This window comes from Cytobacillus sp. EB106-05-05-XG126 (assembly GCF_058791715.1).
Genome location: NZ_JBYTDU010000001.1, coordinates 751,549 through 775,264, shown reverse-complemented (window position 1 = coordinate 775,264; position 23,716 = coordinate 751,549). Strand labels below are relative to the sequence as shown.

Sequence of the window (23,716 nt, the reverse complement as noted above, 5' to 3'; positions counted from 1 at the left end):
AAAACTTATTTTATGAGCGATTTCCTTCGGTTTATGAGCGAATACCAAATTTCCTCAAAGAAATCATGTCCTGCTGCACCCAAGCCTAAGCAAGAAAAAACCAGCCCCTGCGAAAGGGACTGGCTCTCAGCTCACTCTTAATGGTTCTTCATTTTCAGCAGAAACACTGGTTTTTGCCGGTTTTTTCTTACTCAAAGCCAGCAGCAGAATCATGCCAAAGATACAGGCAGTACCAGCCCATTGATATAGTCCGAATGGTTCGTTCAGCCAGATAACCGTAGTAAATACAGCAGCAAGCGGCTCGAGGCTGCTTAAAAGACTGGTTTCCGTTGGAGACAGCGTTTGGAGACTTTCAATATAGAACCAGAAGGCAAGCATCGTTCCAAAAATAATAACGAAGACCAAGTAAAGGTAACCTTCAGCCGTTAAGCTCCTAAAATCCATTTGCCATGGGGGGTGGATGAAACTCAATGCAAATCCGCCAATCACCATCGCCCAGCCAACTACAACAAGGGAATCATATTCCTTGAGCAGCGGGACGGCATACAACGTATAAAACGCCAGTGCCACACCAGATAGAACTCCCCATACAATCGCAGGTGACGGTACGGACAGCTGAGAAACAGAACCATTTGTCAATAGAAGAAAGCACCCCGCTAAAGCAAGGGACACGGTCACCAAATCCTGTCTTGTAAACACCGTTTGCTTCCGCAGGACCAGATAAATGATAATCATAGCTGGTGCCAGATATTGAAGCAGCGTGGCAACAGCCGCATTGCCATGATGAATGGAAGCCATATAGGTGTACTGTACGGCCAGCATTCCCTCCAGGCCAAAGATCAAAAGCATGGCAGCTGCTTTTTTATTTTTCCACACTCCAAACACCTGTGAGCGATCTTTCAGTAAAAATTGAACGGCCAAAAGAAGAACACCTGCGACCAGAAGCCGGGCTGTGACAAGCCAATCAACAGAGATTCCAAATTCCTGAAAAAGCTTTTGGGCAACTGTTCCTCCAACTCCCCAGAATGAAGCCCCAAAAATAACAAGCAATAAACCCGTACTCCTTGAACGTCCTTTCATGTTGATTCCACCTTAAATATAATAATAGTGTTATAATAAACCAAATTCTGTGATAAAAATAGCTGGATATCATAAAAAAGTATAACAATATTGAGGTGGCTTTTTTGCAGATTAAAGACTTTAAAGTGGATGAACGCCTGAAGGAATTAACGAGCCATAGGACGGTGGTGATGCCTGTCGCCTGCTACGAAACGAAGATTGCAGATAATATCCAAGGCAAAATCCCTTTGCACTGGCATGAGGAGATTCAATTTATCCTGTCAGTAAAAGGCGAAGCTATTGTCCAAATCAATGAGGAAAAACTGGCAGTTAAAGAAGGTGAAGGCATTTTCATTAATAGCGGCTGTCTCCATTCGGCCGAGGACTTAAACGGAGATTGCGTTTATATTTGTTTAAATGTCTCCCCTCATTTCCTGCTTCCCCAGGAATTATACAGCAGTTATATTTATCCATATATATCAGCAACAAATCTTCCATACATCATCCTGAACCGCAGCGAGGATTGGGGAAAAAGCATATTAGAAAGCATCATAGAAATCAAGAAATTAATTAATGACAATCCTCCATTTTACGAGATTAACATAACCAGTCTGCTCACATTCATTTGGCAGCAGTTAATCAGGAACGGATTTCAATTGGAATACAGCCAGACTGAAGTTGAAAAGCATATGCGGATGAAGGCAATGCTGAATTGGATTCATCAGCATTTCGCTGAAAAAGTTACTCTTGCTGATATTGCCAAAGCCGGCAGGCTGAGTAATTCTGAATGCTGCAGATACTTTAAAAAAATCTTAAAGACGACACCCATTAACTACTTGATTCATTATCGCATACAAAAAAGTCTCCCCCTGCTGCAAGAAAGAGACTCGAATGTCACAGAAGTTGCCTTTAAAGCAGGATTCAACAGCAGCAGTTACTTTATTGAAAAATTCCGCAAGTCTATGAATATGACACCTTTAGCGTATAAAAAGAATCGAAATTATTGCAGCACATTAGGAAATGGCCATTGATTGTCCGAACTGTTCCTGGCCATGGGATGAAATGTATGTGTTAATATCTATAGTCCGGCTGTCTATATTCAGAAAATACTCTTTCAGGTTTCCCTGAAAAACAACTTGAAAATCTTCCATTTCCATAAACTCATGCGGTATAACAAGTGAGGGCGGTTTAGTAAAATGGACAATCTCACTCCTCTGTAAGACAGTTGCTACAAATTGAGAGCAGAAAAAAGCATTATTTCTTAAAAGTTGTTTATTAAACATGATCGCAAATAGCCCCAGCAGATTATAGCCGTAATCGTCTTTTTCTGATTCTATCTTGTTTATGAATGCTTTTAGCTTGTTCTGCTGGGCATCTGTAACAGAACAGCTAATGACTGTGCACCTTGAGTTACTAAAAAATTCTCCTCGGATATTTTCTTTAACAAAACCGCCTATGAATGGATTTTTCGCCGTTTTCCTGCCAAAACTGTACACTTCTTTTAATTCAGGATCAATTGATATAGAAGCATGATTATAAGGCTTTTTTGTGTAAAGCTTAATAAGCCGCGTAAATAACGTTCCGGTATCCGTAAGGAGTATATAGATTTTTTGATTAGACATAACGTATCTCCTTATCAAAAATATGATTATATTTTAATAATAAAGAGACACGTCTTTTTGGTTAAGAAGCCTGCGCTGTATATGATTATAGGACTTGAGACTTAAGGTTATTAATTTCCAAAGATAAAAATAAATTTAGATGTAGGAAAATGAAGTGTATGCCTAGAACTTTATGCAGTGAGCATGAAATGGAGGGTGAGTTTCTTGGAACAGACTATTTTTAGCCATATGGAAACAGTGCGGGGCATAACTGAAAAATCGATCATACGTATTCCAGAAGAAATTTCTGATATCATTCCCGAAGGGTTCAGCAATAGTATCCGCTGGAATTTCGGTCACATTGCATTTGTACAGGAAAAGCTGGTCTTTGGAATATCAGGTGAAAAAATGAACGTCCCGATGAACTATGAACGGTTATTTGGCGCTGGAACAAAGCCTGCCGATTGGACCGAAACACCGCCTTCATTCAAGGAAATTGCATCTGTCTTATCCGAACAAAAACCCAGAATAAAGACATTTCTTCATGGTCATCTTCACCAAAAACTTCCCAGCCCCTATACAAATCGCGGTGGAATAACTTTTCACACAACTGGAGAGGCATTTCTATTTGGCTTTTATCATGAAGCGATGCATATGGAAACAATCAAACGCATCTATCGATCCATTTCTTCTAAATAAGGCAAGCATAAGACTAATTTAAAATGCATGGGGATTCAGCCAGCATAACAACATGCAAGCTGGATCCTTCTTTTTTATAATATTATATTTCTCCGTTTTGCTGCAGCCAAGATTTTACATCAAACAGCCATAAATTCTGCCTGGACTTGCACCTCTGATTATCTGACATACTATAAGAAAACGAAGCTGGAATTAATAAATATGTAAAAACTGTTGAGAAAGCAAATTCTCAACAGCTTTGACCATACCCTTAAATTCAGTTTACCAAGGACACCTATTTCTCCGTCTTCTATCATCATCATCTCTTCTGCGATCTCTTCTATCATCCTCGACAACAATAACCCTATTCGCACGGATAAACACATTATCCACATCAATATCTCTTCTTCTTCTGTCATCACGATCAAATGCACCTGCTACATCATCAAATCTTCTTCTTCCACATGACATCTAAATCACCTCCTTGTCCCATTTACTTTAAAATATGCATTGTTTGAAAGATTGCATGGATAATCACCCTGATTAAGAAATCTATTTGTTAATTGGGGAAAGATTCATTTTTTTGAATTCCCTCTTCTGGCTCATTTTTCTATAAAAAGTTCCCAAAACATTCATACTTTAGAATCGATTAAGTAGCACAAAGCAGATGAAGATTTTTCACGAATCTGCAAAGAAAATGGCTCCAGCGAATAGCTGGAACCACTTTAATAATATTACGCAAATTTTCTTTTTAATGAACCTTATTGCCTATTGGCAGCATTCCTAAAATACCGTAATACTAATCACTTCTCTTAGCGGTCAAAAACGGATTCCTTGCAATTCTCTCTTTATTTACTATTTTATTCCATAAACCTCATTAAATCCCCATGCACAATATCATCAGAAAAGCCGAGCTCTTTCCTGGAGATATCCATTAAAGGTTCACAGCTTGTAATATCCGCTTCTTCTTCCGATTTACTATCGAAGCATTTACCGGATTTGTACAAATAGTCTTTCGCTATGAAACTTCCATCACGGAAGGTAACGGGATGATAGGGATCCCTTGTAAACAGGTTTTGCCCGAAGCTGAAATTTTCATCAGCACTTATGCCGAGCAGATGAAGAATCGTTGCCCTGATATCGATTTCCCCGCCAAGGTTCGAGAACGTTTTGCCCTCCACACCCGGCACATGGATAATCAGCGGCACACTCTGGAGCTGCATGCGGTTCACAATCGTATCTTCCTGCCCCAGCAGTTCAAGCACACCATGCTCATACTTGTCAGAGATGCCATAATGATCGCCATACAATACAAACATCGTATTTTCATAGAGTCCCTTCTTTTTTAAGTCCTGGAAGAAGGTTTTAATGGCTTCATCCTGGTATCTGACGGTTGTGACATAGCGATTGACCACCATTTCACTGGTGCTGGCCTCAGGAAGAAACTGATCTTCCTCCTCCAGCAAAAACGGGAAATGGTTTGTTAATGTGATAAACCTTGCGTAGAAAGGCTTTTGCAGGTTACCGAGATGCTGAATGGATTGCTGAAAAAATGGAATATCTTTAATCCCGTAGTTCACTGAGTTCTCATCACTCACCATATAATCGGCTTTTGAAAAATAACGGTTGTATCCTAAGGAATCATACATGGCCTCCCGATTCCAGAACGAAGCGTCATTCCCGTGGAAAACGGCTGAGTAATAATCCTTTTCAGCTAATATATGCGGCAGGCTCCGATAAGCGTTTTCCGTTTTCCGGACAAATGCCGAGCCGCTGGACAAAGGATAAAGGCCCGTATCAACCATGAATTCCGAGTCCGATGTTTTGCCCTGTGCTGTCTGATCATAGACCCGGCTGAAATAAAAGCTGTCTTCAATCAGTGAATTAAGGAAAGGCGTTATTTCCTGCCCATTCACCTTCTGGTTGATCACAAAATTCTGTGTGGACTCCATGCTGATCAGAACGACATTCATACCTTTTGCGGCACCAAAGTAATCTGATGGCTTATCTTCATGTGATTGCACATACTCAGCAGAAGCCTCAGCATCTGTTGCACTTGCAAAAGCGCGGTTGAGCGGGTTTGCTGCAGCGATTCCAATATCATATAGATGATACTGATACAAGCCTATATGCTTAACAAGCTGCTGGCGATTATAGGATTCCGAAAATAAATGAGGCACTTTCACCAAGCCAAGAGTGATGGTTATTAGAACAAACATCAGACTGACAGCACCATAAAGCCTTTTTGATTTATATGTAACCTGCTCACCTGCTGATTTCCTTTCTAAATAGTAAAGCCAAAAAACAACCAGATCAGCCAATAACAGAAGATCCCATGGGCTGATCAATTCAAAAGTACTCGGTCCTATCCCTCCTACATTTTTAAACTGAAAAAGGATCGGAACGGTTACAAAATCAGTATAAAAGCGATAATATAGTAGGTCCCCAAAAAGAATGCCGGTCAAAACTGCCATCGCTGCAAAAATAGCTCCCGGTTTGGCCTTTCGCTTAAAGTAATAAGGAATTCCGAGAATGACCATAATGGCCCCAATAGGGCTTAATAGCATAAATAAAATATCTGTCCAGTTCTCCGGGTGCAAATTGAATCCGATAAAGGATACTGCAGCCGTCTTGATCCAGATTAAAATAACGGCAGCCCAAATGGAAGGAAGCTTTTTAAATAACTTCATAATCATACCGCTTTTCATAGTGTTTTTCGAAAATACCTGCCATCATTTCAATAGAAGCCATGACCTTCTCTTCTTCCTGCGCCCCCATCAGAGCCACCTGAACCCAATTTCTTTCAAGCAGGTACCCGCTTTCATAGCTTAGAAGAGTTCCATTCTGTTTGCATATGTCGCCAAATTCCCTGCTGGAAACGCCCTCCGGCAAATGGACAGTAAGGATGCCTGGCGAATAATCGTCCCCGCCCAGAACGGAAAAACCCTTGTCTGCAAGCCTCTCCCTTACTTTGAAAGACAATCTGTTTACCTTGTCATAATCTATCAGCTTTATACTCTCTTTTAATGCGTAGACCAGATTGGAAGAATGGGTATAAGGAATGCTTTCATTGTCCTCATACATCTTTAAATCCAGGTATCTGGGAACACTGCTGTTCCCTTTAATTCTGTCTCTATGGAATACAATCGCAAGCCCCGGGTACGAGCCAAATCCTTTTCCGCTGACGGAGGATGCCATATAAATATCTTTTAGATTAAGCGGAACGATTCCGGCTGTACTGCATGCATCCACGCAAAGCTCGGCACCATGCTTCGCACATAGCTCCTGAATTCTGCTTATATCGAATAAATACCCTGTTGAGGTTTCACAATGGACCGTCCAGACCCAGTTTATAGAAGGATTTTCTGTCAGCATATATGCAATTTCCTCATGCAGGATCGGTTCATTCCAGTCTTTTTCAATCGTCTGAAAAGATAGTTGAAATCTTCTGGCATGATCAATGAGACGATAGCCAAATTCACCATTGGCGAGTATCAGCCCATTCCCCTCCATGTTTTTCAGCTGGGCAGCGACAAGGTCGTTCGAAAGTGTTCCCGTCCCGACAATAACTTGTGCATAAGAGGCACCTGTCATCCTGCATAAGTGAGAACGCAGCTCCTTCAAGTCCTCAATGAAGTCATGATGGCGATGTGATACGGCTTCTTTGGCAAAAGCGTTTTTCACCTTCTCATGAATAAAGACTGGTCCCGGCAAAAAAGAGTGCTGCCCGGACTGCTCTGAGTTTCTGGCCATTAAGCGTTTGAAAACTTTTGTTGAACGTTCGAAATTCTCTTTTGTTAAGTACATGGGCTGAAATTGGGCGCCCTCCTCTCCTGTCAGAGGACCGAAAGGCAAAAAGCCAATCCGCTCATACAATTTCAGCTGTCTGACCGTCCCCGAGATCAGGGCCATCGAATAATTTTTTTCAAGGCAAAGCTCCACAAGCTTTTCACAAAGCTGATAAAAAACACGGGTGCTGCGGTATTCTTTTTTGACTGACAGCAGGCGTACCTCGCAATATTCTCCCTTAACAGGCAAGTAGTCTTCGAGATTAGGAAGTTTGTAATCAAGCGAAAATGGCCTTTTCGCTCGAATGGCGATCATTCCTGCCACTTCCTCGCCAGCCTTGGCAATCACATATGTATTTTCTTCATGAAATTTATCGATTAGGAGCTGATTTTCATTTTGCTTATGCTGAGGAATTTCTTCCACAAATGTCTGATAGTTCAGCTGATGAATTTGTTCAAATTCATCATGATCGGCTGCGATTTTGCAGATAATATTCATAGTTTACCTCCTATGCTTAGGCATGATGAAATTTGTATGGGAAATTAGGACAATGATAAGCATCAGCAGCAGTCCTGCCGCAATAATGAATGAATCCCCAATCACCCAGGCTGTTATGGGAATAGAAGCCATCGAGATAAAACCCGATAATGTATACTTTCGAAGAGATGCAAACATAATTCCCATTGTGATCGCCATTATCGCTATCGTCAGAGGCTCCAGATACAAGGCAGATGCCAGATAGACAACCACTCCTTTTCCGCCATGAAAACGCAGCTGAATTGGAAAAAGATGGCCTAACAGCACGCAAACAGCGCTAAGAATAAATACACCATCACCCTCAAACAAGAGTCCAGCTGCATATAAAGCTCCCCATGTCTTTCCCGCATCAACTGCTATGGTCAGCAAAAATCCAGTCTTCCCGAATGCTCTTCCGGCATTGGTAGCCCCTGCATTCCCGCTCCCTATATACCTTATATCCTCTTTAGCCAAATATTTAACCACATAATAAGCTCCAGTTATGCTGCCCAATGCGTAAGAAAAGGCCATAACGATCAGAGCGGCCCAAACATCTTCGATCATAAAACCAATCCCGCCTTCTACTAATTAAACGATCAAAAAGGGTAAAAAGTTTCATATACTTACAATTTTACAATCTAACTTTTCAGTTACTCACCTAATTTTACCATTAAACAAGTTGATTGCCAGAGCCTTAAATCATAATTCAGCTATTTTAATGCCAACATTAAATTTTCAGTAAAAATAATTTTTTGTGTTGACATTGTTAATCATTCGCATATAATTTGCATTAAGGCAAAACTTTTAAACATATCCATAAATCTTGTCCATATGACGTTAATTTGTATAATAACAATTAATTTGAATCCATTTAAGTTTGGAAAATGAAGGAGGATAAAAAAATGAACGATCCAGCTATCTCCATACAGGATTTGCACGTCTCCTATTTTGGAAATGAAGCGGTAACTGGTGTCAGCCTATCGGTGAATACCGGGAATCTGGTGGGCATTATCGGACCGAATGGCGCAGGCAAATCAACCTTCCTAAAAGCCATGCTGAATCTCATACCAAAGGATAAAGGTGCAGTAACGGTGCTGGGAAAACCCATTACTGAAGTTCGCAAAAGCATCGCCTATGTCCCGCAGCGCAATGACATAGACTGGGATTTCCCCATCACAGTGCTTGATGCCGTTCTTATTGGAACCTACCCCCATTTAAAACTGTTCCGGCGTCCAAAGAAGAAGGATAAAGAATGGGCCATGGAATGTCTTCAGCGAGTCGGCATGCAGGAATTCAGCAAAAGACAGATTGGTGAACTGTCAGGCGGCCAGCAGCAGAGAGTTTTTCTGGCGAGAGCTCTTGCCCAGAAAGCGGATCTTTTTTTTCTGGATGAGCCGTTTGTCGGGGTTGATGTATCGAGCGAAGAAACGATTGTGAATATTTTGAAGGAGCTGTGCAGACAGGGAAAAACGGTGATTGTCGTACATCATGACTTAAGTAAGGCTAACGATTATTTCAATCAGTTAATCCTGCTAAATAAGGAATTGATCAGTTTCGGAACTGTTGAAGAAGTGTTTAAACCTGATGTAATTGCAAAAGCATACCAGGGGCAATTTGCTTTTATGAATGAGATTGGGGTGTCATTATAATGGCTTTTATTGAAGCGGTGATGCAATATGGTTTTCTGCAAAAAGCGCTATTAACATCAGTTATGGTAGGAATTATCTGCGGAGTCATTGGCTGTTTTATCATCCTGAGGGGAATGGCTCTTATGGGAGACGCCATATCACATGCCGTACTTCCCGGCGTCGCCATTTCGTATATGCTGGGTGTCAATTTCTTCTTCGGGGCAGTGATCAGCGGTGTAATCACGGCGATCGCTATTGGCTTCGTTTCGCAAAACAGCCGGATTAAGCATGATACCTCAATTGGCATTATGTTTACGGCCGCATTTGCTTCAGGAATCATTATTATTACGATGCTAAAAAGCAGTACAGATTTGTACCATATTTTATTTGGGAATGTTTTGGCGGTAAGATCATCCGATATGTGGATCACATTGGGCATCAGCCTGATTGTATTGGGGGCTGTTTACCTCTTTTACAAGGAATTATTGGTCACATCGTTTGACCCGACGATGGGCGCAGCTTACGGACTGCCCGTTCGATTCATTCATTATTTCCTAATGACTCTCTTAACGATGGTAACCGTTGCATCCCTCCAGACAGTAGGCATAGTCCTGGTTGTTGCCATGCTGATCACTCCTGCAGCGTCAGCATATCTTTTAACCGAGCGGCTGTGGGTGATGATTTTCCTTGCATCCGGCATTGGGGTGATTTCATCCATCGTTGGACTTTACTTCAGCTTCACCTACAACTTAGCTTCAGGAGCAACGATAGTCATCTCATCCACCGCTATTTTCATTCTCGTTTTCTTATTCTCCCCTAAGCATGGGCTGATATGGAAAACGCTGAAAGTAAAGAAAAAGAGAGCTTCATTAGTTTAATTATCATAATATCAAAATTTCAGGAGGTAAGACTATGATTAAAAAAGGATTTCTATTATTAGCTGCATCCCTTCTTTCTGTGTTATTCCTGTCAGCCTGCAGCAGCGGTAAAAGCACAACTGCCAATGATGATGGAAAAATCCACGTTGTCACCACCTATTCGATTGTGTATGACATTGTGAAAAATGTAGGCGGAGATTTGGTTGAGATTCATAGCCTGGCACCAATCGGCTCCAATCCCCACGAATATGACCCGCTTCCTGAAGATGTGCAAAAAACAACCGATGCAAATGCTGTATTTTATAACGGCCTGAATCTCGAGGCCGGCAACTCATGGTTCAACAAGCTGATGGAAACGGCCGGAAAAGACGGTGAAGATGCGCCGGTCTTCCTGATGAGCAAAGGAGTTGAGGCCATGCACTTAACCACGAAAGGCAAGGAAAGTGAAGAAGATCCCCATGCATGGCTCGACATCCGGAACGGGATCAAATACGCGGAAAATGCCAGAGATGGGCTGATCAAGGCAGATCCAGATAATAAAGAGGTTTACGAAAAAAACGCGGAAGAATATATTGCAAAGCTTCAAAAGCTGCATGATGAAGCTGTGGCACAATTTAACGAAATCCCGGAATCTGAACGGGTTCTCGTTACAAGTGAAGGTGCTTTTAAATATTTCAGCGAAGCCTACGGATTCCAGGCAGAATACATCTGGGAAATCAACCAGGAAAACCAGGGAACACCAGAACAAATTACAAGAATTGTAGATATTATTAATGAAAAAGGAATTACAGGACTATTCCTGGAAACCAGCATAGATGCAAGAAGCATGGAAGCTGTATCCGATGAAACCAATGTTCCGATCATGGGAAAAGTGTTTACAGACTCTCTGGCAAAGCCGGGTGAAGATGGCGATACGTACATCTCGATGATGGAATGGAATATTAAAACCATTAGAGAAGGCTTGACGAAGTAACAAATAAAAGATTAGTACTGAAAAAAACCAAAGACACCTCTTCCGTTTGGAGAGGTGTCCATTTTCATAATAAATGACATGACAAAAGCACTGCACCCAAATTATCTGAACCATTCTGTTAAAACCACCATGGAGAGAAAACCCATAATAAAAGCCAGTGTAGATGCCCTCTCATTCCCATCTCCATGGCTTTCAGGTATCAATTCTTTATAGACCACATAGAGCATAGAGCCTGCTGCGAAAGCAAGTCCATAAGGAATGATAAATTCAAAGGATCCGCCCAAAAACATCCCTATTAATCCGGCACATAATTCTATCATTCCTGTCAGGGCCGCAAATAAAATGGCTTTGAACCTGCTGATATTCTGTGTAACCAGGAATAAGGCCACCAGGAATCCGTCAGGGACATTTTGAAGTCCAATTGCAAAAGCTACAAGCGGCCCCAGATCCTGGCTGCTGCTTACATTGCTTATTCCGACTGACAGACCTTCAGGCAAATTATGAAGTGACATCGCTATTAAAAACAATAATACAACACGTGCATGCTTCGATGAATGACGGGAATTGTCCAAATCAACATGCGGGATAACACTTTCCAGCAAGGTCAGTACAAAAGTTCCAACTAATATTCCAATGACCAAGACAGCAAGATTAGAAAGCTTAATAGCTGATGGAATTAGACCATAAGCGGAAGCTGCCACCATAATTCCAGCCGTATAGGCAAGCAGTACATCCTTGCCTTTGTGGGAAATATCTTTTATTAATAAAATTGGCAGTGCTCCTAAGCCTGTACAAAGCGAAGAAAAAAGAATAGGCATCAATGACATGGTAATCCTCCGCAACCTTATTATTTCATCATATGTTTAATTTTATTGAACATGCTTCCCTTTACTTAAACTTCTCTGTAAAGCATAAACAGGTTCCCATTCTTTAATTTAAGAATTGAAGGTGAAATGTCTTGGAGCTAAAAAGCATAAAAAGATATGTAATAGAGATATATAAATTAGAAAGAAAATATGGACATGCGACTATATCAGATATTGCGGGCTTGCTTAATGTGACCGTTTCGTCTGCTTCAAAAATGGCTGCAAAACTAAAAAAATGCGGTTTCGTACATTTCCAGCCGTACAGAACAGTCACATTAACGGAAAAAGGATTAGAAATTGGAAGCCAGCTGGAGCATACCCATAAGACATTGATTGAGTTTTATCAATATATTGGAGTTAAAGAAGAAAAGATTATGGAGGAAGTAAAAGAAATAGGAGTCTATATTAGTCCGGAAGTGACCACAAAGATTAAGAGCTTTTTAGAGACCAGAATAAAGGACGTTTGAGGAATTAGTTATCTAAGCTTTCATTTATTCATCCAAATCAACACAGTTTTTATCCATGCAAAAATGTTAAAAATGAAAAACAGCCTATTCCCTATTGGAATAGGCTATTTCATCTCAAGCAGTCTTTCTCCAGAAATTCTCCATATTCTCAAGAGTCTTCCCTTTCGTTTCAGGTATAAACTTCCATACAAAAATGGCTGAAAGAACACTCATCAGTCCATAGAAGCCGTAAGTTAAGCCGCCGCTGAATTCCATCATCATCGGATAAGTAGATGAAATGAAATAGTTTGCGGCCCATTGCGCTGCTACAGCTACCGCAACTGCCTGTCCGCGGATTTTGTTAGGGAAAATTTCCGAGATCAATACCCAGCAGATCGGCCCCCATGAAAGCATGAAAGACGCTGTGTAAACAATGATAAAAATTAACGTGCCCATGCCGATTATATTGGAAAAAGCCATTCCTGCAACACCAAACATCCCGATTGCCATTCCAATGGATCCTGTAATTAATAATGGCTTGCGCCCCCATTTATCTACAGTTAAAATGGCCACAACTGTAAAGATGACATTTATGATACCCATGACAATCGTTTGCAGCATCGAGGCATCCTTTGCTGCTCCCATGCTTTCAAAGATACGCGGTGCATAGTAGAGAGCCACATTAATTCCGACGAATTGCTGGAATACAGACAGCAGAATTCCTATTACAATCACTAATTTTCCATATGCAAACAGCTTTTCTGCCGGATCATTAGCTGAGGCTGCCACCGACTTTTTGATTTCACCCAGGATCGTTTTTGCCTCGTTTGCACCATTAATTTTTGTAAGGACTGCAAGAGCCTTATCATCATCATTTTTAATGGCCAGGTAACGGGGTGTCTCCGGAACCAGGAGCAGCAGCAGACCAAAGGCAAGGGCCGGAATGGCTTCTGAAGCAAACATGTACCTCCAGCCGACATCATTGATCCATTCTAATGGACGGCCGCTGGCAATGCCCCAGTTGACAAAGTACACGACAAGCATTCCGAAAATAATCATGAACTGATTGAATGAAACCAGGCGTCCGCGGATATCGGCAGGTGCAATTTCACCGATATACATCGGAACAATGGCTGACGCCAAGCCTACCCCAATACCGCCAATAATGCGATAAAGATTAAAAGTCAGCAATAACGAGATGGTCGGTTCCCCTTTAGTGAAAAATAAAAATTCAGGAAAAGCCGAGCCTAAAGCAGATAAGAAGAAAAGGACAGCTGCAGCAATAAGCGAGTTTTTGCGCCCAAACTTCGACGCAAAATAACCGGATATTAAACCGCCAATTATACAGCCAATTAAAGCACTGGAGGTTGTCGCCCCATGAGGCAGCGACCCTAATCCCAAACTCTCGATCAAATAAATTTCCAGTGACTTTTCAGCTCCTGAAATAACTGCTGTATCATATCCGAAAAGCAAACCGCCTATCGCAGCAACCAATGTAAGTGAACCAATATAAAGAGAGTTCCGATTCTGTTTCATAGTTTTTAAAGACAGATTTGAACCAGGATAGAGCGCTTACAATTCCCTATTTTCAAATCTATCTTTACTCCTTTCTATTCGAAATGATTAAACAACGTGAAACTTGAAACTTGTTTTTGTTTTATAGACTTCATTTTTCTCCAGGACAATAGAAGGAAAATGTTCATGATGAACAGAATCAGGCGGACATTGTGTTTCGAGACATAGGCCTAAATGGCTTTTTGACTGAACACCCCTGATTTTAAAATCGCTTCCAAGCATGTTCGCTGTATATAAAACAACACTAGGCCTGTCCGTTTCCACAGCCAATTTTCGTCCGCTTGCAGAATCCACTACAGTCATTTCACCTGAATTCAATAGAAATGGATGATTATAGCCTCCGCCCGCAAGCATGTTCTGCGGATGTCCGGATTTTACGCCTTCTTTGATTTTCTTACCAGCCCTGAAATCAAACGGGGTATTTTCAACATGTATGAATTCCCCGGTAGGAATCAATGTTTCATCAAGCTCCAGAAAGTGATCACTTTTTATTGTCACCTCGTGTTCAAGAATGTCCCGCTTTAAGTCTCCGCTCAGGTTAAAATAAGTATGGTTTGTCAGATTGATGATCGTTTTTATATCCGATATCGCTTCATAACTAATGACCAGTTCATTATCATTGTTCAGTGTATAGTTTACCGTTACCTCAAGTGTCCCGGGATACCCTTCTTCTCCATCCGGACTTATATAGGAGAACTTGATGTTTGCCTCATTCAAGCCCTTTTCGGCGGCCGAGTCCCAAATCACTTGGTGAAAACCTGCACCTCCATGAAGGTGGTGTTCCCCATCATTTTTCGGCAGACTATACGCAGTTCCATCAAGTGTGAAGTCCGACCCTGCTATCCTTCCGGCAACCCTTCCGATAATTGCGCCGAAGAATGGTGAATGATTTATATATTCTTCAAGTGTGTCAAAACCCAGGATCACATTCTCTATATTTCCTTCACGATCAGGGACAGATATTCCCGTAATGATTCCCCCGTAGTCGATACACGATACGCTCATTCCATGATCATTGCTGATTGTATAAGATTTAATTATGTGTCTATTCAACTCGCCAAAGATACTTTCAGTTATGTTCATGTCCTTCTCCCTCAAGACAGCTTACTTTTTCCTGAAACCGGCCAATCCCTCATTCAATTTTCTGGTTTGTACATAAACCTCTTTGTATAACTGGAAAAGCTCCTGATATTTCTTAACGTTTTCAGGTATCGGCACATACGTTTTTTCGTATGAAATGAAGTCATCAGCACAGGCTTCCAGAGATTCATACCACTTGCATCCGTATGCCGCGAGCATTGCCGCACCTACAGCAGGGCCTTGCTCACTTGAAAGCTTTACAATGGTGCTATTGAAGATATCTGCCTGTATTTGCAGCCAGGCATCACTTTTGGCTCCGCCGCCGATTGAAATGACGGTATCGATCAGCTTGCCGCTTTCCCTGAATATTTCAATTGATTCATTTAATGAAAAGGTAATTCCTTCAATGACCGATCGTACAAAGTCGTTTCGATTATGTGAAGAGTCCATACCGATAAAGCTTCCCCTAATTTGTGAATCTGCATATGGCGTTCGCTCGCCGGCCAGATATGGGGTAAACAATAGACCATTCGATCCAATCGGAACCTCGCTTATTTCAGCCAGCAGGGAGTCAAATGAATCCTTTTCTGCAAACGTATTTTTAAACCAGCTCAAACTATGTCCCGCTGCCAGGCTTACACCCATTGTGTAGTAGGCATTTTCTTCACCATGATTAAAATAATGGACCTTCCCCTGAAAATCCTTGTCATTTTGTTCTTCATAGGATAAAACGACCCCTGATGTGCCAATGCTGCATAATGTTTTGCCTTTTGACAGAATTCCTGAACCGATCGCACCGCAGGCATTGTCAGCTCCTCCTGCAAATACCTTCGTTAAAGGAGATAATCCCGTCTTCTCAGCAATCTCAGGCTTTAAAGTCCCTACACTTTCATGAGATTCAACAAGTGGCGGACAGATGTTTATATCAATCCCTGTCAGCTTGCACATCTCTTCACTCCACATTTTCCGGCCGGCGTCCAAGAGCAAAGTGCCCGCGGCATCGCTATATTCACTATGAATCTTTCCAGTCAGTTTAAAACGCAGATAATCTTTAGGGAGTAAAAATACAGCCGCTTTTTCAAATACTTCAGGCTCATATTGCTTCACCCAAAGTAATTTTGGTAATGTAAAACCTTCCAGTGCAGGATTCTTTGTGATTTCCAGCAGTCGCTTCTCACCAGCCAAGTCATAGATCTGCTTACACTGCTCTGTTGTACGTGTATCATTCCAAAGGATCGCATTTCGCAAAACATGATACTCTTCATCAAGAAGAACAAGACCGTGCATTTGTCCTGAAAAACTGATTCCCTGTATGTCTTCCGCATCTCCATCGAATTGTTCTGTAAGTTCTTTAAGAGCATCGACTGTTTTATCAGCCCATTCAGCAGGATCCTGTTCACTATAACCCGACTTTCCATGAATGAGCGGATAAGACCTGGAAACTTCGCTGCATACTTCTCCCTTTTGATTCATTAATAAAACTTTTACCGAGCTCGTGCCAAGGTCAATCCCGATTACATATTTCATGGCTGATCATCCTTTTGATAAATGAAATGTATGCTATTTTTTAAAAATGTACTGGGACACTTTCGTGTTCCCAGTACATTTAATCTTTTCTATTAATCTCTTATGCTTTTACAATCGCATAAGCTTCAAGAATGTATTTATTTAAGATAGCTTTTAGCTGTTCCTGTCTTCCGGATTTGTTTTCAATCTTTTCAAGCTGAAGGGCATGCTTCTCAAGCTTATGGAAGTTTGCTTTTCCTTCAACGATGTCAAGACCGATGCCTTCTGTATAGCTGCTGTATCTGTCAGCAATAAAGTTATCTAATACTTTATCTTCGATTAAACGCTGTGCAACTTTTGCACCAACCGCAAATGTGTCCATTCCTGCAATATGAGCATAGAACAGATCCTCAGGATCAAATGATCCTCTTCGAACCTTCGCATCAAAATTTAGGCCGCCTGTTCCAAGACCGTCATTTTTAAGAATTTCAACCATGGCGAGTGATGTGGAATAGATGTCTGTCGGGAATTCGTCCGTATCCCATCCCAGCAGGGTATCTCCCTGGTTGGCATCCACTGAACCAAGCATTCCATTTATGCGTGCTGTCTGCAGTTCATGCTCAAATGTATGGCCGGCAAGGGTCGCGTGGTTAGCTTCAATATTGAATTTGAAGTAGTCTTTTAAGCCGTAAGATTGCAAGAATGATAAACTGGTTGCCACATCAAAATCATATTGATGTTTGGTAGGCTCCTTCGGCTTTGGCTCGATTAGAAATTGTGCGTCAAATCCAATTTCGTTTGCATAATCGATTGCCATATGGAAGAAACGCGCAAGATTATCAAGTTCAAGCTTCATGTTCGTATTCAGCAGTGTTTCGTAGCCTTCGCGGCCGCCCCAAAATACATAGTTCTCAGCACCCAGCTCCTTGCCGATTTCAAGTCCCTTTTTCACCTTTGCTGCAGCATAGGCAAAAACATCAGCGTTAGGCGCTGTCGCCGCACCGTGCAGCCAGCGCGGATGTGAAAACATATTAGCGGTATTCCATAATAGTTTTGTACTGCTGGATTTCATGTATTCCTTAATCATGTTCGTAATCTCATCTAAGTTCTTAAAAGTTTCCCTTAATGAATCCCCTTCAGGCGCAATATCAGCATCATGGAAACAGAAAAATGGAACGTTCAGTTTTTCATAGAATTCAAAGGAAGCTTCTACACGTGCCTTGGCTAAATCCATTCCGGAAAATCTGTCATATGAACGGATCATTGTTCCATCTCCGAAAGGATCTGTGCCTTCCGCAGTGAACGTATGCCAGTACGATACTGCAAAACGGAGAAAATCTTCCATTTTTTTGCCGTTAATCATTTCTTCAGGATTATAATATTTAAACGCTAATGGATTATTTGAATCTGGACCTTCGTATTTTACTCCACTCACATTTTTGAAATAGTTCATTTTTCATTCCTCCAATTTATACTGATTTTTCTGTGTGTTATCGCTTTCATTTGTTTACATGTTGATTTTAACACCATAAACTTAGTTTGTCTATCGAATGAACTAAGTTTTATTTTTATTTTTAATTATGGTATAAATGGAATATGATTGTAATAGACAAAGAAATTGAGAATTTGAGGAGAAAAATAATGACTTGGAATCAGCAGCTGGTAAAAATGAAAAATAAATCACGCGTTCTGCAGACGATCATCGACCAATCCCCTATCTCCCGGGCGGATATCGCACAGCATTTGGGACTGACAAAAGGGACAGTTTCCTCATTAGTCAACGAGCTGATAGAAGAAAAAATCTGTTCCGAAACAGGGCCGGGCAAATCGAGCGGCGGACGCCGCCCGGTGATGCTGCTCTTTAATGAACAAGCTGGATATGCAATTGGTATTGATTTAGGGGTTAACTATATTTTAGGTGTCATGACTGATTTATCCGGTAATATTGTGAGCGAAAATTTGAAGCATATGAATAGCATGAGGTATGAAGAAACCGTTCTTGTTATAAAAGAAATCATCCAATCCCTTTTGGACTTTACCCCTGAGAGCCCATATGGTGTGATCGGAATCGGTATTGGTGTACCAGGAATCGTAAATAAGGAAGGCAGCAATATCCTGCTTGCCCCTAACCTGGGCTGGACAGATATCAATTTAAAAGCAGAAATTGTGGCAGAATTTCACCTTCCCGTTATCATCGACAACGAAGCAAACGCCGGAGCGTACGGCGAAAAACGTTTTGGAGCCGGGAAAAATTTTGAAAACCTCATTTATGTAAGCGCAGGAATTGGCATAGGCGTCGGCTTTATTTTACAAAACAGCCTCTATCGTGGTGCTGAAGGATTCTCCGGTGAAATGGGCCATATGGTAATTGATTTAGATGGAAAAGAATGCAGATGCGGAAGCAAAGGCTGCTGGGAATTGTATGCTTCTGAACAGGCATTGCTAAACCAGGCAATGAATATTCAATCCAATTTAAAGCGGGATGATCTGAACCTGGAATCATTAGTTGAAATGGCGAAAGAAGATGATGAGGAAGTAAAGGATCTGTTCCGTCAAATTGGCCGAAGCCTCGGCATTGGCATAAATAATATCATCAATACATTCAACCCCGAACAAATTATCATTGGAAATCGCTTGGCCATTGCCAAAGAATTTTTACTGGAATCGATAATGGAAGTTGTCGAGAATCGTTCCTTAAGATTTAACCAGGAAAACTTAAACATTAAATTTGCAGATTTATCGATCTACTCCACCGCACTTGGGGCATCAGCTTATGCCACAGAAAACTTTCTGAACTCGGACCTGCAGGAAAATTTGAATAAATAGACTGCCTGATTGGCCTTAAACTGACTCGCTAAAAATAAAAAGAATGTCCCGGATGCGTAAGGGACATTCTTTCTTTGTATGGTCCCTCTTTAGGGCCTGTAGCCGTATGCAAACGAAAATAAAATAAGGAAAAACATAAACAGCAAAGCAGATGGAATCAAACTAATAAGAATAAGAATTTTAGCCTTCCTGCTCTGCGTTTTGGTAAACCACTTAACATAAATGAAAACCAGAATCGCTGCAAGCGGAAGGAATAGATAATTTGTGATTGTGTCAACCCAACCTGAGTTCTGGTCCCAATAAGTATCAGGCACTGGGGATATTCCTTCGAATTCCTTATCAATCCTGTTTTTAACGGTAATAAAATAATAGGAAACCACAATATAGTAAGCCACAATGACACTTTTTAACCACCAGACAATATACTTGCTGAAAACGACAATGATAAAAATAAGCATCAGTGTAACGAAAAAGCCTGTGTATTGTTCCATTTTGAAAAACCCCTTCAAAAACGTTCTTTCTATTACAACTTCTCTATTTTTAACACCTTGACTTGTGCCGGGAAGGATTCCAGTATTTCTGAGTACCAGATTTTCACTTTATCTCCACCCTTTAAACCTGTTAAAACAGCATTATTCAACTTATAGACAGATTTATATTTTCCTATTAATTCATCAACGGATCGTGCTTTTGCATCTGTCTCCGTAAACCCCTTATCTTCAATAAGCAGTATTACATTCTCTTTCATGACGATTGTTCCTTCCATTGCTGCCGTTCCCTCATTCACCTGAGCCTGCTGACTTAATATCCCTATAAACCAAAGCAGCAGCAATACAATAATTAAGATAAAAATAGCTAATGCTCTTTTCATTGTTCTATTCTCTCCAATTGTGTTTTCTTACAGCATCCCGAAAATGAATACACTAAGGAAATAACAGAATTGGTATCCTGTGTACATCCATTCGCTTCCATTATTTTTCTCATTGCGGCATTTTCGGCCTGGGTTGCCCCGAGATATTTTTCAGCTTTAAATTCATACTGCAATCTATGAAGCCCTATTAAATGCAGGTTCTTACCATACCCTTTACCCTTGAAATCAGGGTGGATGCCGATCCAAAACATCCTTCCTTCCCGGTCCCGGTCAGGTTCCAAATGAGGAAAAACGGCTCCAGCCGGTTCTGAATTAACTGGATAAACGGTAAACATTTTATCAGCCTGTTCTGGGAGCTCTGTCTCCATGCTCTTTAAAAAGTTTGCAGTTTGCTCATTAGTAAAATTCATAACTTCAGATAAAAAAATAACGGAACTTTTGTTAAGGAGCGGCCAAACTTCATAATGAGGGACATTTTCTATCTCACATTCTACAAAAGACTTTTTAAAAATAACTCTTTCACCAATCACACTCATTTTTCCTCGAGTGAGCACTAATTTATCCAGGATTCCTTGTGTGCACTCAAGCTTTACTTTTTTAATTCTGCTTTCATCCATGGTAAGAAGCCTATTTATTAAGTAATCTACTTTATTGGGACTTATTCGTTCATCCTGAAAGATTTCCAGAATAATTTCTGAATCACCTTTAATACTGTGTACCCCTGCTTCTTTCAGGTCTTTTAATAGTTCATCCATTGTAATCACCTCCATTAAACCGATGAAGAAAATGGCCATTGAGAAAATCACATGGCCATTTGAAACTCTTTCCATTATAGATGCTGTGCCGTAACCGAACGCTCACATTCCAAAATTCCTGCTGGCGGACCTTCGTACAGAATTTCACCGCCCCCTGCACCTCCATCAGGACCTAGATCCACGATCCAATCACTTTTCCGGATAACGTCGAGATTATGTTCGATGACGATTACGGTATTGCCCTTTTCCACCAATTTATTAATGATTTCCAGAATATTGGCGACATCGGACATATGCAATCCTGTCGTTGGTTCATCGAGAATATAAATACTCCCTTTTGTATTCAGTTCCTTTGCAAGCTTTAGCCTTTGGCATTCGCCACCTGACAGGGTGCTCAGCGGCTGTCCCAGTGACAAGTAGCCAAGACCGACTGTTTCCAGGGCTTTAAGTTTTCTCTGAATGTCTTTTGCCTCAAAGAACTCCACAGCATCTGCTATAGACATCTCCATGATCTCAACAATATTTTTGCCCTTATATAGGTACTGGAGCACGTCCTGCCTAAAACGGCTTCCATGACAGTCACTGCATTCAACTTCCATTGCATCCATAAAAGATAAATTGATTTCAACCTTACCGGTTCCCCCGCATGTTGGACATCCCCCGGTCGAATTGTAGCTGAATAATCCGCTTTCCACTCCATTGGCTTCAGAGAAAGATTTCCGAATCGAATTCATAATGCCGGTGAAAGTTGCCGGATTGGACCGGATGTTGGCATGAACCGGGCTTTGGTCAATCCGGATGGCCTCCGGAAAATCTTTTGCAAACACTTCATTCACAAGAGTGCTTTTCCCGGATCCTGCTACCCCTGTTATAACCGTAAAAACCCCTTTGGGAACAGAAAGACTCGCATTCTTTAAATTATGCAGGCTGCTTTTCCTGCTTTCCATAAACTCGGAAACCGGTCGCGTATTCGTGTTGATCTCTGCACTGCGGTTTAAGTAATTGGCAGTTAATGTATCAGAAGAAAAGAAATCCTGATAACTTCCGGTATACATGATCTCTCCCCCGTGTGTTCCCGCATGCGGCCCCACATCAACGATATGGTCGGCTAGTTGGATGACGTCCGGATCATGCTCGACAACTAAAACGGTATTGCCTCTGTCCCTCAGCCGAATCAGCAATTCATTTAACCGGTAGACATCCCGCGGATGCAGGCCGGTGCTGGGTTCATCAAATATGTACATTAAGCCGGTTAAGTTACTGGATAAATATTTTACCATTTTCACCCTTTGGGATTCACCGCCCGATAGTGTTGGCGTTTCCCTTGTCAGATCCATATAGCCAAGTCCAATCTCACAAAGGTTTTGCAATCGCTCCATGATCCCGTCAAGAATTGGCTTTGCTTCAGGTGAAGTAATCTGTGGTAGCGTCTGGATTAGCTGATCTAATTGCATGGATGTCAGGTCATGGATGGTATAGCCTTTGATTGTGGATGAAAGCACCTTTTCATTGTAGCGTTTTCCTCCGCATGACGGGCAATCAGTCATGGTGCTGAAATTCTTCAGGAGCTTCTCGCCAGCCTTTGAAGTCTCTTTGTCCCTCTTGACATGCTGACGCATGAATTTGACTGCAAGGCCCTCATAGGTTGCATTCATATCATTATTCATATAACTGATTGTTACTTTTTCCGGCTCCGTATGGATAAGCTTATTAAATTCTTCTTCTGTATAATCCTTAATTTTCTTATCAATATCGAAGAATCCGGATTCCGCATACGCTTTCCATTGCCATGTTCCAGGTCCAAAACCCGGAAGCAGAATAGCACCTTCATTTAAGCTTTTTTCCTTATCAAGAGCAGCATCAAGATTGAGTGTAATAATTCTCCCAATCCCTTCACATGTCGGACACATGCCGCTGGGATCATTAAAGGAATAGGCGTTGCTGTACCCTATATGAGGATCTGCAAATCGGGAGAATAACAGGCGAAGAAGAGGATTAATATCTGTAGCGGTTCCAAGTGTGGATCGTGCATTTCCGCCGAGCCGTTTTTGATCGACTACAACGGCAGTAGAAAGATTGTTAATTTCATCTGCTTCCGGACGGCTATATTTTGGAAGAAAAAGCCGCTGAAAACTGCTGTACGTCTCATTTAACTGGCGGCCTGCCTCCTGGGCAATCGTATCAAAAACAATGGATGATTTGCCGGAACCGGAGACACCTGTAAAGATTGTAATCTTTCCTTTTGGAATATGCAGATTAATATTCTTTAGGTTGTTTACTCTGGCATTGAAAATTTCGATGAATTCCTGCTTCACACAATCAGCTCCTTTTGATTTCATTTTTTGTATGTATGTATTTGGCGCGGAGAATTATCATACCAATAGTGGGAAACAAATTGCAATAATATTCTTTAATTATTTTTAAAAAAACGTAAGCGCATTACCTTTAAAAATGAATTCTCTTAAAACGCATGAATACCTGCCAAATGTTAACAATTATTGAAATTCCAAAGGAAAATGTAAGAAATTAACGAAGTAAAAGGACAAGGAGGTGAAAAACGATGACTCTCCTTTTTTACAAAGCGATGGAGGCGTTCAAGAAGGATGCGGAGCGTCTTGAAAAAGAAAAGCTTCAAAAGGAAAAGTCGAATGAGAAAAAATCAAAATAAT

At 41.2% G+C, this 23,716-nt stretch carries 22 protein-coding genes; 7 read left to right on the top strand and 15 right to left on the bottom strand.

Translation table 11 applies throughout. The features are described 5' to 3' along the window. Positions 1-126: 126 nt before the first annotated feature. A complete protein-coding gene (locus AC3WTL_RS03855) occupies positions 127-1,080 on the bottom strand; it encodes a DMT family transporter (protein ID WP_492369056.1) in 954 nt (317 codons plus the stop codon). Between the two features lie 104 nt (positions 1,081-1,184). On the opposite strand from AC3WTL_RS03855, the gene AC3WTL_RS03850 reads away from it, so the two are divergent. Then, a complete protein-coding gene (locus AC3WTL_RS03850) occupies positions 1,185-2,090 on the top strand; it encodes an AraC family transcriptional regulator (RefSeq protein WP_163139839.1) in 906 nt (301 codons plus the stop codon). Here AC3WTL_RS03850 and AC3WTL_RS03845 read toward each other — a convergent pair. Then, a complete protein-coding gene (locus tag AC3WTL_RS03845; protein WP_222501914.1) occupies positions 2,073-2,681 on the bottom strand; it encodes a hypothetical protein in 609 nt (202 codons plus the stop codon). The genes AC3WTL_RS03850 and AC3WTL_RS03845 overlap by 18 nt on opposite strands. A 204-nt stretch (positions 2,682-2,885) precedes the next feature. On the opposite strand from AC3WTL_RS03845, the gene AC3WTL_RS03840 reads away from it, so the two are divergent. Next, positions 2,886-3,359 (top strand): DinB family protein, encoded by a 474-nt coding sequence (locus AC3WTL_RS03840; RefSeq protein WP_248347578.1) that lies wholly within the window; start codon positions 2,886-2,888, stop codon positions 3,357-3,359. Positions 3,360-3,620: 261 nt separating this feature from the next. On the opposite strand, the gene AC3WTL_RS03835 is transcribed toward AC3WTL_RS03840, so the two are convergent. The 4 genes from AC3WTL_RS03835 to AC3WTL_RS03820 all read right to left on the bottom strand — a co-directional run bounded on the left by AC3WTL_RS03835 (position 3,621) and on the right by AC3WTL_RS03820 (position 8,207). Then, positions 3,621-3,809, bottom strand: coding sequence for a hypothetical protein (locus AC3WTL_RS03835; RefSeq protein ID WP_048009257.1), 189 nt, complete (start codon positions 3,807-3,809; stop codon positions 3,621-3,623). 389 nt (positions 3,810-4,198) lie between these two features. Continuing rightward, positions 4,199-6,028 carry an LTA synthase family protein gene (locus AC3WTL_RS03830; RefSeq protein WP_248347580.1) on the bottom strand — a complete coding sequence of 610 codons (1,830 nt, stop codon included), beginning with the start codon at positions 6,026-6,028 and terminating at the stop codon, positions 4,199-4,201. Further along, the gene (locus AC3WTL_RS03825; protein WP_492369055.1) at positions 6,015-7,625 is read right to left on the bottom strand and encodes an aminotransferase class V-fold PLP-dependent enzyme; all 1,611 of its coding nucleotides are present in this window, start codon (positions 7,623-7,625) and stop codon (positions 6,015-6,017) included. Before AC3WTL_RS03825 ends, AC3WTL_RS03830 begins: the two co-directional genes overlap by 14 nt. A 3-nt stretch (positions 7,626-7,628) precedes the next feature. Next, positions 7,629-8,207: a glycerol-3-phosphate acyltransferase gene (locus AC3WTL_RS03820; protein ID WP_492369054.1), complete on the bottom strand. Its 579-nt coding sequence runs from the start codon at positions 8,205-8,207 to the stop codon at positions 7,629-7,631. Between the two features lie 338 nt (positions 8,208-8,545). Between AC3WTL_RS03820 and AC3WTL_RS03815 the strand changes: the two genes are divergently transcribed. The 3 genes from AC3WTL_RS03815 to AC3WTL_RS03805 are packed head-to-tail and all read left to right on the top strand — an operon-like array spanning position 8,546 to position 11,122. After that, positions 8,546-9,292, top strand: coding sequence for a metal ABC transporter ATP-binding protein (locus AC3WTL_RS03815; RefSeq protein ID WP_135148215.1), 747 nt, complete (start codon positions 8,546-8,548; stop codon positions 9,290-9,292). After that, positions 9,292-10,149, top strand: coding sequence for a metal ABC transporter permease (locus tag AC3WTL_RS03810; RefSeq protein ID WP_135148216.1), 858 nt, complete (start codon positions 9,292-9,294; stop codon positions 10,147-10,149). The genes AC3WTL_RS03815 and AC3WTL_RS03810 overlap by 1 nt, the downstream gene beginning before the upstream one ends. Positions 10,150-10,183: 34 nt before the next feature. Next, the gene (locus AC3WTL_RS03805) at positions 10,184-11,122 is read left to right on the top strand and encodes a metal ABC transporter substrate-binding protein (protein ID WP_492369053.1); all 939 of its coding nucleotides are present in this window, start codon (positions 10,184-10,186) and stop codon (positions 11,120-11,122) included. A gap of 101 nt (positions 11,123-11,223) precedes the next feature. Here AC3WTL_RS03805 and AC3WTL_RS03800 read toward each other — a convergent pair whose 3' ends face one another. Further along, a complete protein-coding gene (locus AC3WTL_RS03800) occupies positions 11,224-11,949 on the bottom strand; it encodes a ZIP family metal transporter (protein WP_492369052.1) in 726 nt (241 codons plus the stop codon). Between the two features lie 131 nt (positions 11,950-12,080). On the opposite strand from AC3WTL_RS03800, the gene AC3WTL_RS03795 reads away from it, so the two are divergent. Continuing rightward, entirely contained in the window at positions 12,081-12,455 is a 375-nt protein-coding gene (locus AC3WTL_RS03795; protein WP_053071336.1) for a metal-dependent transcriptional regulator, read from the top strand. Between the two features lie 114 nt (positions 12,456-12,569). Here AC3WTL_RS03795 and xylE read toward each other — a convergent pair whose 3' ends face one another. The 4 genes from xylE to xylA all read right to left on the bottom strand — a co-directional run bounded on the left by xylE (position 12,570) and on the right by xylA (position 18,048). After that, positions 12,570-13,970, bottom strand: a complete 1,401-nt coding sequence (gene xylE, locus AC3WTL_RS03790; RefSeq protein ID WP_492369051.1) for a D-xylose transporter XylE — start codon at positions 13,968-13,970, stop codon at positions 12,570-12,572. 87 nt (positions 13,971-14,057) lie between these two features. Beyond that, a complete protein-coding gene (locus tag AC3WTL_RS03785; RefSeq protein ID WP_492369050.1) occupies positions 14,058-15,092 on the bottom strand; it encodes an aldose epimerase family protein in 1,035 nt (344 codons plus the stop codon). Between the two features lie 21 nt (positions 15,093-15,113). Further along, positions 15,114-16,616 carry a xylulokinase gene (gene xylB, locus AC3WTL_RS03780; RefSeq protein WP_492369049.1) on the bottom strand — a complete coding sequence of 501 codons (1,503 nt, stop codon included), beginning with the start codon at positions 16,614-16,616 and terminating at the stop codon, positions 15,114-15,116. Positions 16,617-16,716: 100 nt separating this feature from the next. Further along, positions 16,717-18,048, bottom strand: coding sequence for a xylose isomerase (gene xylA, locus AC3WTL_RS03775; RefSeq protein ID WP_492369048.1), 1,332 nt, complete (start codon positions 18,046-18,048; stop codon positions 16,717-16,719). A gap of 188 nt (positions 18,049-18,236) precedes the next feature. On the opposite strand from xylA, the gene AC3WTL_RS03770 reads away from it, so the two are divergent. Continuing rightward, complete coding sequence (locus AC3WTL_RS03770; protein WP_492369047.1) at positions 18,237-19,421, top strand: ROK family protein; 1,185 nt, start codon at positions 18,237-18,239, stop codon at positions 19,419-19,421. A gap of 89 nt (positions 19,422-19,510) precedes the next feature. Here AC3WTL_RS03770 and AC3WTL_RS03765 read toward each other — a convergent pair whose 3' ends face one another. Genes AC3WTL_RS03765 through AC3WTL_RS03750 form a run of 4 tightly spaced genes read right to left on the bottom strand, consistent with a single transcriptional unit; the run spans position 19,511 to position 23,362 of the window. Beyond that, on the bottom strand, positions 19,511-19,912 hold the full coding sequence (locus AC3WTL_RS03765) for a hypothetical protein (RefSeq protein WP_248347598.1): 402 nt from the start codon (positions 19,910-19,912) through the stop codon (positions 19,511-19,513). Between the two features lie 32 nt (positions 19,913-19,944). Continuing rightward, entirely contained in the window at positions 19,945-20,292 is a 348-nt protein-coding gene (locus AC3WTL_RS03760) for a DUF3221 domain-containing protein (protein ID WP_248347599.1), read from the bottom strand. Then, on the bottom strand, positions 20,289-21,122 hold the full coding sequence (locus tag AC3WTL_RS03755) for a GNAT family N-acetyltransferase (RefSeq protein WP_492369046.1): 834 nt from the start codon (positions 21,120-21,122) through the stop codon (positions 20,289-20,291). Before AC3WTL_RS03755 ends, AC3WTL_RS03760 begins: the two co-directional genes overlap by 4 nt. Beyond that, positions 21,122-23,362 carry an excinuclease ABC subunit UvrA gene (locus AC3WTL_RS03750; protein ID WP_248347602.1) on the bottom strand — a complete coding sequence of 747 codons (2,241 nt, stop codon included), beginning with the start codon at positions 23,360-23,362 and terminating at the stop codon, positions 21,122-21,124. Before AC3WTL_RS03750 ends, AC3WTL_RS03755 begins: the two co-directional genes overlap by 1 nt. Positions 23,363-23,716: the final 354 nt, after the last annotated feature.

What these genes read in the sequence shown, in the direction of transcription:
- AC3WTL_RS03825 (WP_492369055.1), bottom strand. Translation starts at nt 7,625, where the DNA reads ATGAATATTATCTGCAAAATCGCAGCCGATCATGATGAATTTGAACAA.
- AC3WTL_RS03845 (WP_222501914.1), bottom strand. Translation starts at nt 2,681, where the DNA reads ATGTCTAATCAAAAAATCTATATACTCCTTACGGATACCGGAACGTTA.
- AC3WTL_RS03765 (WP_248347598.1), bottom strand. Translation starts at nt 19,912, where the DNA reads ATGGAACAATACACAGGCTTTTTCGTTACACTGATGCTTATTTTTATC.
- AC3WTL_RS03855 (WP_492369056.1), bottom strand. Translation starts at nt 1,080, where the DNA reads ATGAAAGGACGTTCAAGGAGTACGGGTTTATTGCTTGTTATTTTTGGG.
- AC3WTL_RS03805 (WP_492369053.1), top strand. Translation starts at nt 10,184, where the DNA reads ATGATTAAAAAAGGATTTCTATTATTAGCTGCATCCCTTCTTTCTGTG.
- xylA (WP_492369048.1), bottom strand. Translation starts at nt 18,048, where the DNA reads ATGAACTATTTCAAAAATGTGAGTGGAGTAAAATACGAAGGTCCAGAT.
- AC3WTL_RS03785 (WP_492369050.1), bottom strand. Translation starts at nt 15,092, where the DNA reads ATGAACATAACTGAAAGTATCTTTGGCGAGTTGAATAGACACATAATT.
- AC3WTL_RS03770 (WP_492369047.1), top strand. Translation starts at nt 18,237, where the DNA reads ATGACTTGGAATCAGCAGCTGGTAAAAATGAAAAATAAATCACGCGTT.
- AC3WTL_RS03755 (WP_492369046.1), bottom strand. Translation starts at nt 21,122, where the DNA reads ATGGAAAGAGTTTCAAATGGCCATGTGATTTTCTCAATGGCCATTTTC.
- AC3WTL_RS03760 (WP_248347599.1), bottom strand. Translation starts at nt 20,292, where the DNA reads ATGAAAAGAGCATTAGCTATTTTTATCTTAATTATTGTATTGCTGCTG.
- AC3WTL_RS03800 (WP_492369052.1), bottom strand. Translation starts at nt 11,949, where the DNA reads ATGTCATTGATGCCTATTCTTTTTTCTTCGCTTTGTACAGGCTTAGGA.
- AC3WTL_RS03835 (WP_048009257.1), bottom strand. Translation starts at nt 3,809, where the DNA reads ATGTCATGTGGAAGAAGAAGATTTGATGATGTAGCAGGTGCATTTGAT.
- AC3WTL_RS03830 (WP_248347580.1), bottom strand. Translation starts at nt 6,028, where the DNA reads ATGAAGTTATTTAAAAAGCTTCCTTCCATTTGGGCTGCCGTTATTTTA.
- AC3WTL_RS03815 (WP_135148215.1), top strand. Translation starts at nt 8,546, where the DNA reads ATGAACGATCCAGCTATCTCCATACAGGATTTGCACGTCTCCTATTTT.
- xylB (WP_492369049.1), bottom strand. Translation starts at nt 16,616, where the DNA reads ATGAAATATGTAATCGGGATTGACCTTGGCACGAGCTCGGTAAAAGTT.
- AC3WTL_RS03820 (WP_492369054.1), bottom strand. Translation starts at nt 8,207, where the DNA reads ATGATCGAAGATGTTTGGGCCGCTCTGATCGTTATGGCCTTTTCTTAC.
- AC3WTL_RS03810 (WP_135148216.1), top strand. Translation starts at nt 9,292, where the DNA reads ATGGCTTTTATTGAAGCGGTGATGCAATATGGTTTTCTGCAAAAAGCG.
- xylE (WP_492369051.1), bottom strand. Translation starts at nt 13,970, where the DNA reads ATGAAACAGAATCGGAACTCTCTTTATATTGGTTCACTTACATTGGTT.